The organism is Myxococcus sp. MH1 (assembly GCF_059738865.1).
The window spans coordinates 5,981,987-5,994,548 of record NZ_AP026947.1; the positions used below are offsets into that span (position 1 = coordinate 5,981,987).

The 12,562-nt window shown below is 69.9% G+C and carries 15 protein-coding genes; 5 read left to right on the forward strand and 10 right to left on the reverse strand.

Annotation, left to right across the window (positions count from 1 at the left end; all coding sequences use genetic code 11):
* Window positions 1–14: 14 nt before the first annotated feature.
* Together AC6JA9_RS23395 and AC6JA9_RS23400 are read right to left on the reverse strand one after the other, a co-directional pair.
* Entirely contained in the window at window positions 15–971 is a 957-nt protein-coding gene (locus AC6JA9_RS23395) for a UDP-glucuronic acid decarboxylase family protein (RefSeq protein WP_223783748.1), read from the reverse strand.
* A gap of 28 nt (window positions 972–999) precedes the next feature.
* Entirely contained in the window at window positions 1,000–1,179 is a 180-nt protein-coding gene (locus AC6JA9_RS23400) for a ribbon-helix-helix domain-containing protein (RefSeq protein ID WP_046714083.1), read from the reverse strand.
* A gap of 94 nt (window positions 1,180–1,273) precedes the next feature.
* Here AC6JA9_RS23400 and AC6JA9_RS23405 point away from each other — a divergent pair, with 94 nt between their 5' ends.
* Window positions 1,274–1,897: a hypothetical protein gene (locus tag AC6JA9_RS23405; RefSeq protein WP_223747430.1), complete on the forward strand. Its 624-nt coding sequence runs from the start codon at window positions 1,274–1,276 to the stop codon at window positions 1,895–1,897.
* 42 nt (window positions 1,898–1,939) lie between these two features.
* Here the strand turns inward: AC6JA9_RS23405 and AC6JA9_RS23410 are convergent, their stop codons facing one another.
* The 8 genes from AC6JA9_RS23410 to AC6JA9_RS23445 form a co-directional block, all read right to left on the reverse strand.
* Window positions 1,940–2,302 carry a cupin domain-containing protein gene (locus tag AC6JA9_RS23410; RefSeq protein WP_046714085.1) on the reverse strand — a complete coding sequence of 121 codons (363 nt, stop codon included), beginning with the start codon at window positions 2,300–2,302 and terminating at the stop codon, window positions 1,940–1,942.
* Window positions 2,303–2,330: 28 nt separating this feature from the next.
* Complete coding sequence (locus tag AC6JA9_RS23415) at window positions 2,331–3,206, reverse strand: SPOR domain-containing protein (protein ID WP_223747429.1); 876 nt, start codon at window positions 3,204–3,206, stop codon at window positions 2,331–2,333.
* Between the two features lie 136 nt (window positions 3,207–3,342).
* Window positions 3,343–3,708: an integration host factor subunit beta gene (locus AC6JA9_RS23420; protein ID WP_223747428.1), complete on the reverse strand. Its 366-nt coding sequence runs from the start codon at window positions 3,706–3,708 to the stop codon at window positions 3,343–3,345.
* Between the two features lie 77 nt (window positions 3,709–3,785).
* Window positions 3,786–4,553 carry a hypothetical protein gene (locus AC6JA9_RS23425; RefSeq protein WP_141323298.1) on the reverse strand — a complete coding sequence of 256 codons (768 nt, stop codon included), beginning with the start codon at window positions 4,551–4,553 and terminating at the stop codon, window positions 3,786–3,788.
* A gap of 29 nt (window positions 4,554–4,582) precedes the next feature.
* Window positions 4,583–5,629, reverse strand: coding sequence for a tRNA 2-thiouridine(34) synthase MnmA (mnmA, locus tag AC6JA9_RS23430; RefSeq protein ID WP_497957850.1), 1,047 nt, complete (start codon window positions 5,627–5,629; stop codon window positions 4,583–4,585).
* Between the two features lie 327 nt (window positions 5,630–5,956).
* Entirely contained in the window at window positions 5,957–7,228 is a 1,272-nt protein-coding gene (locus tag AC6JA9_RS23435; RefSeq protein ID WP_426746207.1) for a CCA tRNA nucleotidyltransferase, read from the reverse strand.
* Window positions 7,229–7,321: 93 nt separating this feature from the next.
* On the reverse strand, window positions 7,322–8,830 hold the full coding sequence (locus tag AC6JA9_RS23440) for a Kelch repeat-containing protein (protein WP_497957851.1): 1,509 nt from the start codon (window positions 8,828–8,830) through the stop codon (window positions 7,322–7,324).
* 130 nt (window positions 8,831–8,960) lie between these two features.
* Window positions 8,961–9,932 (reverse strand): M91 family zinc metallopeptidase, encoded by a 972-nt coding sequence (locus AC6JA9_RS23445; protein ID WP_248543522.1) that lies wholly within the window; start codon window positions 9,930–9,932, stop codon window positions 8,961–8,963.
* Between the two features lie 309 nt (window positions 9,933–10,241).
* Between AC6JA9_RS23445 and AC6JA9_RS23450 the strand changes: the two genes are divergently transcribed.
* The 4 genes from AC6JA9_RS23450 to AC6JA9_RS23465 all read left to right on the forward strand — a co-directional run bounded on the left by AC6JA9_RS23450 (window position 10,242) and on the right by AC6JA9_RS23465 (window position 12,308).
* The gene (locus tag AC6JA9_RS23450) at window positions 10,242–10,661 is read left to right on the forward strand and encodes a hypothetical protein (protein WP_497957852.1); all 420 of its coding nucleotides are present in this window, start codon (window positions 10,242–10,244) and stop codon (window positions 10,659–10,661) included.
* Window positions 10,662–10,796: 135 nt separating this feature from the next.
* Window positions 10,797–10,952, forward strand: coding sequence for an ATP-binding protein (locus AC6JA9_RS23455; RefSeq protein WP_267700779.1), 156 nt, complete (start codon window positions 10,797–10,799; stop codon window positions 10,950–10,952).
* Window positions 10,953–11,149: 197 nt separating this feature from the next.
* A complete protein-coding gene (locus AC6JA9_RS23460; protein ID WP_223747421.1) occupies window positions 11,150–11,644 on the forward strand; it encodes a hypothetical protein in 495 nt (164 codons plus the stop codon).
* 112 nt (window positions 11,645–11,756) lie between these two features.
* Window positions 11,757–12,308, forward strand: a complete 552-nt coding sequence (locus AC6JA9_RS23465) for a DUF1579 domain-containing protein (protein ID WP_223747420.1) — start codon at window positions 11,757–11,759, stop codon at window positions 12,306–12,308.
* The last annotated feature ends 254 nt before the right edge of the window (window positions 12,309–12,562 follow it).

Genomic DNA, 12,562 nt, shown 5'->3' on the forward strand with positions numbered 1-12,562 from the left:
CTCGCGGCGGCAACCTATGCCGGGGAGCGTCGCACGGCAACCTCGCGGAAGTACGCGATGGTCTCTCGCAAACCCTCTTCCAGCGGCACCTTGGGCTCCCAGTTCAGGATCGTGCGGGCCCGGGTGATGTCTGGCTGACGCTGCTTGGGGTCGTCCTTGGGCAAGGGCTTCTCGATGATCTTCCCGCCCCCGCCCGCCGCCGTGCGCACGGCCTCCGCGAACTGGCGGATGGTCATCTCCCGGGGGTTGCCGATGTTGACCGGGTTGGGCTCGTCCGACAGCGCCAGCCGCACCAGGCCGTCCACCAGGTCCTTCACGTAACAGAACGAGCGCGTCTGGCTGCCGTCCCCGAACACCGTGAAGTCCTCGCCCTGCAGCGCCTGGCCCACGAAGGCCGGCACCACGCGGCCGTCGTTGAGGCGCATGCGCGGGCCGTAGGTGTTGAAGATGCGCACGATGCGCACCTGCACGCCCTTGCGCCCGTAGGCCGCGGTGATCGCCTCCGAGTAGCGCTTGGCCTCGTCGTACACCGAGCGCGGACCGATGGGATTGACGTTGCCCCAGTAGTCCTCGCGCTGCGGGTGCACCAACGGGTCTCCATACACCTCGGAGGTGGAGGCCATCAGGAAGACGGCGTGGTGCTTCTCCGCCAGCTTCAGCCCGTTCTCCGTGCCGATGGAGCCCACGCGCAAGGTCTCCAGCGGGAGGTTCGCGTAGTCGATGGGCGAGGCGGGCGAGGCCAGGTTCAACACGTAGTCGAGCGGCCCCTCCACGGGGATGCCCTCGGTGATGTCCGCCTTCACGTACGAGAAGCCCGGGCGCCCCTTCAGCGTGCGCAGGTTCTCCTCATTGCCCGTGATCAGGTTGTCCACCGCCGTCACCCGGGCCGCGCCGTCATCCAGCAAGCGCTCACACAGGTGCGAGCCAACGAAGCCCGCGCCGCCCAGGACCACCACTCGCTTCCCCTGCATGCTCTTCACGTGCCGCCTCTTTCTTCTCTCAAATCTCGTCGAAGGTCGCCTGCCCCGGCAGCTGCGCCTTGTACTTCTCCAGGACCAGGTCGATGCCCTGGCGGATGTACTCGGCCACGGGCACCTTGGTCTTCTGGTTCAGCGCCTTGAGGAGCTCGTTCTGCTCCGGGGTAATGTAGATGGTGGTGCTGACTTTCTTTCGGGCCATGGCGATATGTGAAAATATATGGAATGACGTGGCGCGCGGAAGCATCTCGTGCACATGTCCTGGCCCAGACGCCCCATCGTCGCGGGAGCCCCGGATGACAGTCGGCAAGCGCTGGATTTTCCTCGGATTCGTCACCACGGGCCTGCTCGCGGGCTGTGCCGGGAACAAGGCCTCCGGGCCCAAGCAGGGCGCCTCGGGTCAATCCTCACCCACCACCACCGGCGAGTCCGTGCAGCCCGAGCGCGCGCGCGGCGAGCACGTCACGGCGCAGGACGTGAATGGCGACGGCAAGCCCGACGTGTGGACGTACACGGTGGACGTGGAGGGCTCGGACACGCTGCGCAAGGTGCGCCAGGAGCTGGACCTGAACTGGGACGGGCGCGTGGACCTGACGCGCTTCTTCGACGAGTCCGGCGCGCTGATGCGCGAGGTGATGGACCTGGACTACGACGGCAAGGTGGACGCCACCTACTTCTACGAGAAGGGGGCCAACACGCGCCGCGAGCGGGACTTCGACGGGGACGGCAAGCCCGACAGCGTCACGTACTACGAGCGCGGCGTGCTGGTGCGCAAGGAGCGCGACACCAACGGCGACGGCCGCGTGGACTATTGGGAGTACTGGGAGAAGGGCCAGGTGGACCGCATCGGCGAGGACCTGGACGGCGACGGCACCGTCGACAAGTGGACCCGCAATCCCAACAACGCGGCCAGCGACTGAAGGCGCCGGGCCGCGTCCACCTTCCGGGTGCGGCGAGGACGGCTACGGCTTGCTGGTGCCGGTGCGACCGTAGGAGTCCTCCAGCCGGACGACGTCATCCAGCTCGGGGGTGCTCACCTCGAGGATGTCGCAGTCGGTGAGGGCCACCATGCGGTGCTTGGTGAGCGGCTTGATGTGGTAGCTCTCGCCCGGGTTCATCTCCTTCTCGATGAGCCCCTGTCCCTCGTCGACGACGAAGAGCAGCTTGCCGCTCTGGACGTGGATCGTCTCGTCCTTCTGGTTGTGGTACTGCAGGCTGAGCTTGTGGCCCTGCTTCACGTGCAGCAGCTTGCCCACATAGCGCTCGGTGTGGGCCCAGATGAGCTCGTGGCCCCAGGGCTTCTCCACCCGCCTCGTCGTCGTCATGGTGCTTCCTGTCTTCCTCGGCCGCTCTTCAGTTCGTGCCGGCCACGAACGCGTCGAGCTGCGTCTCTCGCTTGAAGTCTGACAGATACCGGGTGGCAGCGTCCTTCGAGGCGAAGGTGCCCATGCGCACGCGGTACCAGGTGCCCTTGCCGGCCACCTCCGCGGTGACGATATACGGGGCATAGCCGCGGTCGCGCAACCGACCCATGAAACGCTCGGCCTCCTGCTTGTCCTGGAACGCCGAGAGCTGGAGCGTGAACGCCCCACCCTTCACCGCGGGGTCCGGCAGCTGCGCGGCCCGGGCGATGGCCTCCTTCAGTCCGCCACCCTCCTTCTGCGTCGTGCGCGTGGGGACGGCCGCCACCTCCACCTTGCCGGACACCACCGCGGGCTTCACCGCGAGGGCCGCGGGCTTCTCGGCCGGCTTCTCGGCGGCGGGCTTCTCCACGGGCTTGGGTGCCTCGACGACGGCCTTGGGCTCCTCGGCCGGCTCCTCCGGGGGCAGCTCACCGGTGTCCGGGTCCGGCGTCGGGGCGAGCGCGGCGGTCTTCACCGGCTCGGCGGGCTTCGCCACGGGCTTCTCGGCGACGACGGGCGCCTTGGGGGCGGGCTTGGGCGCGACAGGCGCGATGGGCTCCGCGCTGGCCTTGCGCGTCAGCTCGTCCTGGAACGTCAGCTGCGGCTCCTTGCGCACGGCCTGCAGCGCCTGGGCGTTGGCGTCCAGGGCGGAGAGCAGGTCGGGGGCGCTGGCCGTCTGGGCATCGCCCGCGAGCTTCTTGCCCACGACGACGCCCAGCACGAAGACGGCGCCGAGCACCACGATGCCGGCGATCAACAGGCTGACAATCTGCCGGTTGTCCAGAGAGACATCGAACTTCTCTTTCATCCGGTGGGCATCACGCATGACTCAGGAATCCTCGCGCGCGGACAGAGCGGGCCACACGAGTCCGTGTTGCGGCCTGTAGCGTCGGCGTCGAGGGAAGGTACGCCCCACCTCCCACACGGTCAAATTCACGGAAAGCCGCGCGCCCGCGCCCCCGCTAAGGGGCGAGCGACGTCGACGCGAGCGGCTGCGTGGCGAGCACCCCCGGCGGCAGCACGGAGCCCACGGGCTCCTGTCGGGGCGCTGGCGCGTTGAGGCGCGCGCGCAGCTCCTTGCCCGCGGCGAACGAGAGCGTGCGGCGCTCGGGCACGGCGACGCTCTTGCCCGTCTTCGGGTTGCGGCCGGTGCGCGCGCGCCGGGTGCGCAGCGAGAAGACGCCGAAGCCGCGCAGCTCGATGCGCCGGCCGGCCACGAGGGCCTCCGCCATGCAGTCGAAGACGGCGTGGACGATGGACTCCAACTCACGTCGCGGCACGTGGGGCGCACGCTCCGCGATGCGTTCGATGAGCTCACTCCTCGTCATGGCACACCCCGGCCGAGAGGGACGAGGGACTCTACAGAAGCCGGCCCCGCGAGGACAAACCGTCCCCGGGTCCAGGCTCAACGCAGGCGCACGTCGGCGGGCCCTTCCACCTCCACCTCGACGCCGCCCGCGCCCTTGAGGGTGACCTCCGCGCCGTCCGGCACCAGCAGGCGCACGGTGCGGCCCAGCGGCACCTCGCGCCCCTCCAGCAGCACCGCGGTGGCCAGGTCATCCGTCTCCGCCACGGCGAAGCCGTCCTCCACCACCGCCACCAGCCCGCCCTCGCCCAGGTCTCCGGCGTGGATGAAGGGGACCTTGGGGCGGAACGGCGGCGCGGGCAGCGGCTGGTGGGGCCCCTCGTGCTTCGTGTCGGAGCCGAGCCGGCTCAGGCCGTTGGGCGTGAAGAAGGCGACGAAGTACTGGGTGGACGTGTACGCGTCCTCGTGCGCGCTCTTGGGCGTCACCTGCACGTTGGTGTAGCGGGCGGCGACGATGCGCAGCGCGCGGGGCGCCTCCTGCACGCCGCCGTCCGCCCAGCGGTACGACGGGAGGTTGGAGCCGTGCAGCTTCGCCTCGTCCGCGTCGCCCACCTCCAGCGTGTCACCCTTCTCCAGGAAGCGCAGGCCGCCGCCGAAGTACTCGAGCACCGCGGGCCCGGTGGCGGTGAGCTTCACGTCGCCCAGGAGCTGCGCGCCCACGGCGATGGTGTACTCGGCCTTGCCTTCCTTGCGCACCACGGGGGCGCCGGCCGCGAGCAGTCCGGCGATGGGCTTGTCCGAGCGCTCCTTGCAGCCGGCGACGAGACTGGCCGCGACCAGCAGGCATCCCACGAGGCGCTGCGCCATGTCCCGTACTCCTCCCGGTTGACTCGAGCTCAGACGATCCACCCACCACCCAGGACCCGGTCCTGAGCGTAGACCACGGCGGCCTGTCCCGGCGTGACGGCGCGCGCCGGCGCATCCAGCTTCACCGAAACGAGCCCGTGGGGGGAGATCTCCACGCGCCCGGCGGCGCCGGCGTGGCGGTGGCGGATGCGGACCTCCACGGGCGTCTCGGGAGACGGGGGCGCGTCCACCCAGTGGGGCTGGAGCAGCCCGAAGCGATCGCGCCCCGTGTCCTCGGCGTTGCCCACGACGACGCGGTGGGTGTCCGGCTCCAGGCGCTGGACGTAGCGCACCTGGCCGCCGCCCAGGTTGAGGCCCTTGCGCTGGCCCACCGTGTAGCGATGGATGCCGTGGTGCTTGCCGAGCACCTGCCCTTCCGCGTCGACGATGTCGCCCTCGGGCTGGGGGCCGGCGACCTTCTCCACGAAGCCCGCGTAGTCGCCGTCCGGCACGAAGCAGATCTCCATGCTCTCCGGCTTGTGGCTGGTGGGCAGCGCGTGGCGCTCGGCGACGGCGCGCACCTGGGCCTTGGTCATGTCGCCCACGGGGAAGACGATGTCGCGCAGCTCGTCCTGGCCCAGCGTGAAGAGGAAGTAGCTCTGGTCCTTGGCCAGGTCCGCGGCGCGGCGCAGGACGTAGCGGCCGTCCTGCTCCTCGACGCGCGCGTAGTGGCCCGTGGCCAACCTGGCGCCGAGCGCCCGGGCCCGCTTGAGCAGGAAGTTGAACTTCACGTCGCGGTTGCAGGCCACGCACGGGATGGGCGTGCGTCCGCCCAGGTACGACTGGACGAAGGGGTTGACGACGCGGTCCTGGAAGATCTCCTCCGCGTTGGCGACGTAGTACGGGATGCCCAGCGCCTGGGCGACGGCGCGCGCGTCATCGATGTCGTCGGGACTGCAGCAACTGCCGCACTTCGCCTTGCCCTCGTAGGACCAGACGCGCAGGGTGATGCCGATGACCTCGTGGCCCTGCTCCTTGAGCAGGGCGGCAGCGGCCGAGGAATCCACCCCGCCGCTCATCGCAACGACGACTCGCATGGTGTCCCTTCCTACACGCCCCGGCCTCCGGGCGCACGCGGCAGGACGCTGGATGCCCCCGGAACCCGACCGGGAGCCCCCCTTGGACAGGGCAGCCCCGGCCGACACGAGAGCAGGCGCGCCCTCGTGCGCCCCGGTGGGCCCACGCCCGACAGGGGAAGCGAGCCGCCCCTGGCGGCGCTGGCAAGCCGCGTGTCAGCTCGGACGCCGGGCCGCCAACCTCGGGGCCCCTCTGACAAGCCATGCGCCGCCGCGCGAGGGGCTCACCTCGGGCCTTCGTCCGAGCCAGGTGTCAGCCCGCGCACCGCCGCGCGAGCAGTCCCCGCCTCAAGCCTTCGGGCGGGCCGCGTGCCAGTCCTTGAGCCGCTGCGCCAGGGCCTCGCGGGTGTTCAGCGCGGGGTCATCCAGCACGGAGTCCATGAGGAAGCGGGTGGCCTCTCCGACGATGGGCGACGGGCCGACCCCGAGCGTGGACATGATGTCGCCGCCGGTGAGCGCCAGGTCCTTGGCCACCAGGGGCGGCTTCGCGGCGGCGAGCGCCTCCAGCCGGGCGCACAGCCGCTCCAGCTCCGCCGAACGCTCGGGCGCCCGAGCCTGGACGCGGGCCCGGGCCACGGTGAGCAGCGCGGGCAGCTGCGCGAGCCCCACCCGGGCCAGGAGCCGGCGCAGCGCGGGGTCCGGGTCCGCGAAGCGCTCCTCGAGCTTCGCGGTCTCCACGAGCAGCGCCACCAGGTCCGCGACCTTGTTGGGGAACTTCAGGCGCAGGCCGATGTCCCGGGCCTGGCTCCGGTCCACCAGGTCCGCGAGGAGCGCGGCCATCCGGACCTCCACCTCCGCCGGCGCGGCCTGCACGGCGGCGCGCGCGAGCCGGGCCTCTTCGGGCGCGGCGCGGGCCACCTCGGGGAGGAACACGTCCAACAGCCCCGTCTCCACCAGCAACACGAGCCCGCCCTCGGCGCGCGGGGACAGCAGCAGCTTGACCAGCTCCTCGCGCACGCGCTCCAGCGCGACCTTGCGGAAGACGCCGAGCGTGGCGGGGATGGCGTCGCGCGTGGCCGAGTCCAGCGAGAAGCCGAGCACCGCGGCGAAGCGGACCGCGCGCATGGGGCGCAGGCCATCCTCGGAGAAGCGCTCGAACGCGGAGCCCACGCACTTGATGAGCTGGGCCTGCAGGTCCGTCTGGCCGCCGAACGGGTCCACCAGGTCGCGGTCCAACGGGTTGTAGGCCATCGCGTTGATGGTGAAGTCGCGGCGGGACAGGTCCTTGACGATGTCGCGCTCGAAGGCGACGGAGCTGGGCCGGCGCCCGTCCAGGTAGTCCCCCTCCGAGCGGAACGTCGTCACCTCCACATGCGTGCCGCCCTGGACGACGGTGACGGTGCCGTGCTGGATGCCGGTGGGGATGACCTTGCGGAAGGCGCGCTGGACCTCCTCCGGCAGCGCGCTGGTGGCCACGTCGAAGTCCTTCGGGGGGACCTTGCGCACCATGTCCCGCACGCAGCCGCCCACCAGGTACACGGCGTGGTTGAGCTCCCGCAGCCGCGCGATGACGTCGAGCACGGGGCGGGGAATGTCGGCGTTATGGAGATTGGCGAGCATGCGTCCCAGGTCGGCGGGCGTCGTGCCCGCCTGACACCTGGGTTGTACTTGCGCCCCCCGCTCTGGATCCAGGCCCAGGATGCGCCGTCGTGTTCAGGACTCCGGCGCGCAGGACAGTCCGACGGACTCGTGGGGCTGCGCGGAGTTGGCGCAGGCGATGATGAAACACTCGTTCTTGGAGCGGCACACCCCGTCACAGCACAGCTGCTGCCCCGTCGGGCACGCGCCACCGTCCGGGCACGGGCCGCAGTTCACCGACGTCCCACAGTTGTTGGCGACGCAGCCGCAGCGGTTCTGGCAGGTGGTGAGGAGGGGGTCCGGCACACAGCTCGACTCGCAGTAGTTCAGCGGGTTGCACTCGTAGCCGACCCCGCAGGAGCCACACTCCAGCTTGCCGCCGCAGCCATCCGAGGGGCTGCCGCACTGCCAGTTGTTCGCCAGGCACGACGTCTTCGGCACGCAGCCCGTCGAGTACAGCTCACTGGGCTGGCGGGACCACACGCCATTCGAGTCGACGTTCCACCCGCCGTTGAGCAGCACCTGGTCCGGCGCGTTTCCAACGAGCGACATGCCGAAGTCCCGCCGCGCCAGCGCGAGCGCCGTCAACGCGGTCCAGCCGCCCGTGCCGATGTCGTAGCGCGAGACCCACTGCGCCGGCGCGCCCGTCGTCGGGTGATATCCGCCGACCACCAGCACCGAGCCGTTGCTCAGCTCCACCGCGCCGTGTCCGACGCGAGGGAACGGCGCCCAGATGGCGGTCGTCCAGGTGTTCGCGACGGGGTCGTAGCGGGAGGCCATCTGGCTGGGCACATCGCTCTGCCACTGCGGCCCCACGACGAGCACCTCGCCATTGACCGTGGTCGTCAGCAACGTCGCCGAGTGTCCCGCCGCGAGCACCGCGCCGCTGTTCGTCGTGGCGATCCACGTGTTGGTGCTCGGCCGATAGCGCTCGTGCTGGTTGCGGTTTCCCAGGAGCAGCACGTCGCCATTGCGCAGCAGCGTCGCGGTGTGGCCGGAGTACCCGCCCCTCGAAGGCGAGGCGGCGAGGGTCCACGTGCCGGTGGCGGGGTCATACAGCTCCGCGGAGCCAAGGCCCTGCGTGGTGGCGGTGCCGTCGCCGCCCACCACCAGCACCTTGCCGTTCTGGAGCAGCGTCTGGGTGTGTCGGGCCCGCGCCGCGATGAGCGAGCCGGTGGCGGTCCACGTCCCCGTGGCCGGGTCATACAGCTCCGCGTCGCGGCCATTTCCCAGGGGGGTGATGCCTCCGGACACGAGCACGCGCCCGTCCTGGAGCCGGGTGGCGGCATGCTCGTACCGCGCCACCACCATGTCCCCGGTGGTGCTCCACGGCGTCGAGGCGCCCGGCGTGTAGAGCTCGGTGGCGCGGAAGTCGGCGGGAGCGCCCTGCGCGGTGCCTCCGGCGACGAGCACCCGCCCATCCGCGAGCGTCGTCTGCGTGAAGCCCGTCCGGTTGTACGTGGGCGAGGCCGTCAGGACCCGCGTCTGCTGGGACACCAGCGCGGCGGGCTCGGCGCTCTTCGGCGCGGGCGAGCCGCAGGCCATCACGAAGAACATGCCCAGGAGCGCGGCGCCCCTCTTCATCCCAGCCTGCTGGCTCACGACGCCTCCGGAGAACAGTCCGTGACGTATACGGAGCGGGCCCGGAAGTCCGGCAGTTGCCTCCTCGCATTCCCCTACCCGGCCCCTTGTGGGAGCCGGGCGTCGGGGGTGCTCAGCCCTCGATGTCGCCGAGGATCTTCCCGATGGGGGTCGGGGTGCCGATCATCTTCTGGAAGACGCTGCGATTGTCGGAGCCCTCGTCGTAGCGCTGGATGGCCTCGTTCGTCGGGTTGGGCAGGTTCGGCGCGCGGCCCGAGTAGTCATTGCGGCTGGGCAGGCCGTGCTCGGCGCGGATCTTGTTCTCCGTGGGCGCCCAGCCCGCGGGCGTGTGCGGCGTGGGCTTCAGGCCCACCGTCTCGAACTCCTCGGTCAGCATCGTGCGACGGTTGAGGTTCGCCTTCATGTTGTCGGCGAAGTCGGGGTAGCGCTTGAAGACGTCGGCGTTGGCGTGCTTGCTCGACTCGATGGAGCCCACCTGGAGGCCGTTGGAGGCGCGCCACGCGTGGACCGACTCGTGGCCCAGGCTGTTGAAGCGCATGTTGCCGGGGGCCGTCTCATCGTAGTTGATGCGGCTGGGCAGGCCCGCGCTGGGCTGGCCATCGTGACGGTAGGCCGGGCGGATGGACTCGTAGGTGCCCTGGTGCCTCGGCAGGTGCGACATGGGCATGTCGGCGTTGCGGCCCGAGTAGATGTCCGTGGAGGTGATGGGGTTGCGCACGGTGCCCGTCTGGCCGGGGTTGAGCGCCTGGGTGCGGCCGTCCAGCTCCGTCAACATGCGATTGCCGGTGGGCCGGTTCATCAACGTGTGGGTGGACTCGCGCGTGTCGCGGGTGAAGTCCGCGAACTGGGCGCCGCTCTGCCCGCCATCGCGGCGGGTCCGGATGCCCGGGAGGTCCGGGTGCGTGACGCCGTAGTCGGTGGGCTTGAGGTGGTTCTTCCCATCCTGGAGCTCCGTGGCGGACGGACGGGCCTTGGGCAGCGACGTCGTGTCGGGCTTCGCCGGGGTGCTGTTGGAGCGGGGGCGCGACGTCGTGTCCGTCTTGGGGGCCGGCGTGGAGAACGACGGGCGGGAGCGGAGCTTCATGGGGGATCGCCTCGGAGTGGGAGTCGGTGACGTGGAAGCCCTGGAGCATTCGCCGTGCCGACCCTTCCCCACTTCGACTCCGTCACCTGGGGCTCGTGATTCCAGTGGGTTGCGGTTTTGAGGGGACGATTTCGGGCGGGGGCGGTGATGTCTGGGGGCAAGGGGGTGATGACGGTCGTCATCAGGGGCGGGGCCGGGATTGGAGGCGCGGGGCTCGGACGTGGCACGCTGGGCGGTGGCCGTGCGGCGTGCGCATGGCCAGGGTGTTGGTGTTGGAGCGGGTCCCCACCAGTCGCGGGAGGCTCACGGATGCTTCGCCACACGCTCACGCAGGCATTGAAGGAGCTCCGGACCCGGATTGCCTCGGGGGACCCGGACTTGAAAGCCGCGCGGCACTTGGTCGAGCGACAGGTGCGTATGTCCCCGGAGGCCCACGCGTACCTCGACAAGCTGCTGGCCGAGACGCGCAAGGAGTCGAGTCGCGAGGAGCTGCGGCAGCCCTTCCCGGCGGAGCCATCGGCGGCCCAGGTCGTCGAGCACCGGCTCTGGGATGAGGCGTGTGAGAGCGCGCGGCGGAACATGGCGCCGCCGTTGAGCCTCATGGTGTGGAGCGATGAGGAAGGGCTGACGCGCCTGGAGGTGCTGGGGTTGTTGACGTTGGCGTTGCGCAGGCTCGCGGCGACGCCGGAGTTCGGCGCCGGGCCGCTGCTGCCAGGACTACAGCGGTGAGCCGATACGCTCCGTCGGCGAGCCCTGCGGACAGGAGCTCGCCGGGCCTGCCTGGGACTCGGCCTGGCGCCCGGCTTTGAAGCCAGGCGTTCACAGGTCCGGGGGTACTCCGCGCCCGAGCCGTTGCGGCGGGCGGTGGAGAACCTGACCAGCAACGCGGTGAAGTACGGCTCTTCGGAGCGGCCCATCACCATCACCGTGGACAGCCTTCCCGAGCGTGGCACCCGTTTCACCATCGACATTCCCAAGGACGCGCGGCCGTTCCAGCAGGCGCCGACGCTCGCTCGGTGAGTGATTGCCACCAGCGTCCATCAGCGGACGGAGACCTGCCCGACAGAGACAGTGGCCGGCTCCAGCCGTGGACCCAAGGATAGAGCAGCCAGGCACACTCCCTGGTGCCTGACCGCCCAGCCTGTCATGACAAGCATTGGGCGCTCACCCCCGCCGGTCCAGACATGCCCATCCCTCTCAGAGCAGTCTTTTCGTCGTTGAGCTGTGCCCTGCTGTTGAGCGCCTGCGGCCCCGATTACGAAGGCGACGTCGGCGCTCCTTCTCGGTCGGAGGACGTTTCGCCCGAAGTCGAAGAGCCAGGAGAGGACGGCAGCGTGTCGCAGGCGACGTTCGGGGGGCATCTGGGCAGTGCGCTGGGCCACATCGCCTCATTCGATAGCTGCGCCGCCAACAACGAGTGGCGCACGACCTGCGGCACGGGCGCGGCGCGGGACATGTCGTACACGTGGACGGTTCCTGTCACCGGGGACTACTCCATCACCACCTACGGGTCGTCGTACGACACGATCTTGGAGGTCCGCAGGGCCGCGGACACGGGCGTTGTCTATGCCTGCAATGACGATTGGGCGGATGGCAACTATCGGTCTCGAGTCGTGCTCCGGGACCAACCCAAGGGCCGCAAACTCTTCATCATCGTCGACGGCTACAGCGGCGATTGCGGAGCAGGCCGCCTGTACATCAACGGCCTCTAATCCGAACCCACCCTCGGATCCGCCGATCCTCGCGTAAACGGCGCCCTGTCCTCATGGAGCGAGGCTGCTTTAGATGCCCTGTGCATTCACAGCAGCCTTCCCGGAGGATCTCTTGCTCGCGCGTCCGACCCTCACCGTGTTCGTCACCGTTGTCTGCCTGATGGGCTGTCGAGGCACGTCCTCGAACACCGCCTCCGTGCAACCCTCGATGGCCGAATCCGCGGCCCCTGCGGCGTCAGCAGTGTCTGACGCCGCCAGGGAGCTGACCGGGACCTGGACCTGCAACGGCTCCATCCACGGACCCGGCGGTGCGAGCCCGAGCAAAGTCCGATTCGAGGCCCGGCTCGAGCTCGACAAGGCCTGGCTGCGCACCGACTTCGTGGCGGTGTCCGGTGAGTACCCCTACAAGTTCACGTCGTACCGGACGTTCGATTCAACGGCTCGCACGTGGAGGAATGTCATCCTCGACAACATGGGAGGCGATGCCACGTCTTCGTCCACGGACGGCGTCACCTGGGTCGGCGAGTCGACCGGCCCCATGGGCAGGATGAAGATCCAGGACACCGAGCACCTCGTCTCGCCTGGGATGCTGACCCTGCGCGGCCAGTATTCGATGGATGGCATGAGCTGGAACACCGGCTACGACCTGACCTGCGAGAAGTGACGAGTCACGGGATGCGGGGCCGGGACGACTCAGGTGTCTGGAATCGACCCAGGTTGCTCCCCGCACTTGAATCCCCGACGATGCGCGCGGCCCGGTCGTCCTTCGCTCGCACATCTTCACATCAGGGGATTCTCCATGAACCGCTTGAAGCTGTTGTTGCTGGGATGCGTCGCCGTGCTCGCATTCGGTTGCGGAACTCCGTCGGACGAACTCGCCGTCGAGGACGCGACCGGCGCTGCCCAGGAGCTGACTGG

Excerpts from the sequence above, each read along its gene's own strand:
- AC6JA9_RS23395 (WP_223783748.1), bottom strand. The coding sequence starts at position 971 with ATGCAGGGGAAGCGAGTGGTGGTCCTGGGCGGCGCGGGCTTCGTTGGC.
- AC6JA9_RS23400 (WP_046714083.1), bottom strand. The coding sequence starts at position 1,179 with ATGGCCCGAAAGAAAGTCAGCACCACCATCTACATTACCCCGGAGCAG.
- AC6JA9_RS23405 (WP_223747430.1), top strand. The coding sequence starts at position 1,274 with ATGACAGTCGGCAAGCGCTGGATTTTCCTCGGATTCGTCACCACGGGC.
- AC6JA9_RS23410 (WP_046714085.1), bottom strand. The coding sequence starts at position 2,302 with ATGACGACGACGAGGCGGGTGGAGAAGCCCTGGGGCCACGAGCTCATC.
- AC6JA9_RS23415 (WP_223747429.1), bottom strand. The coding sequence starts at position 3,206 with ATGCGTGATGCCCACCGGATGAAAGAGAAGTTCGATGTCTCTCTGGAC.
- AC6JA9_RS23420 (WP_223747428.1), bottom strand. The coding sequence starts at position 3,708 with ATGACGAGGAGTGAGCTCATCGAACGCATCGCGGAGCGTGCGCCCCAC.
- AC6JA9_RS23425 (WP_141323298.1), bottom strand. The coding sequence starts at position 4,553 with ATGGCGCAGCGCCTCGTGGGATGCCTGCTGGTCGCGGCCAGTCTCGTC.
- mnmA (WP_497957850.1), bottom strand. The coding sequence starts at position 5,629 with ATGCGAGTCGTCGTTGCGATGAGCGGCGGGGTGGATTCCTCGGCCGCT.
- AC6JA9_RS23435 (WP_426746207.1), bottom strand. The coding sequence starts at position 7,228 with ATGCTCGCCAATCTCCATAACGCCGACATTCCCCGCCCCGTGCTCGAC.
- AC6JA9_RS23440 (WP_497957851.1), bottom strand. The coding sequence starts at position 8,830 with ATGAAGAGGGGCGCCGCGCTCCTGGGCATGTTCTTCGTGATGGCCTGC.
- AC6JA9_RS23445 (WP_248543522.1), bottom strand. The coding sequence starts at position 9,932 with ATGAAGCTCCGCTCCCGCCCGTCGTTCTCCACGCCGGCCCCCAAGACG.
- AC6JA9_RS23450 (WP_497957852.1), top strand. The coding sequence starts at position 10,242 with ATGCTTCGCCACACGCTCACGCAGGCATTGAAGGAGCTCCGGACCCGG.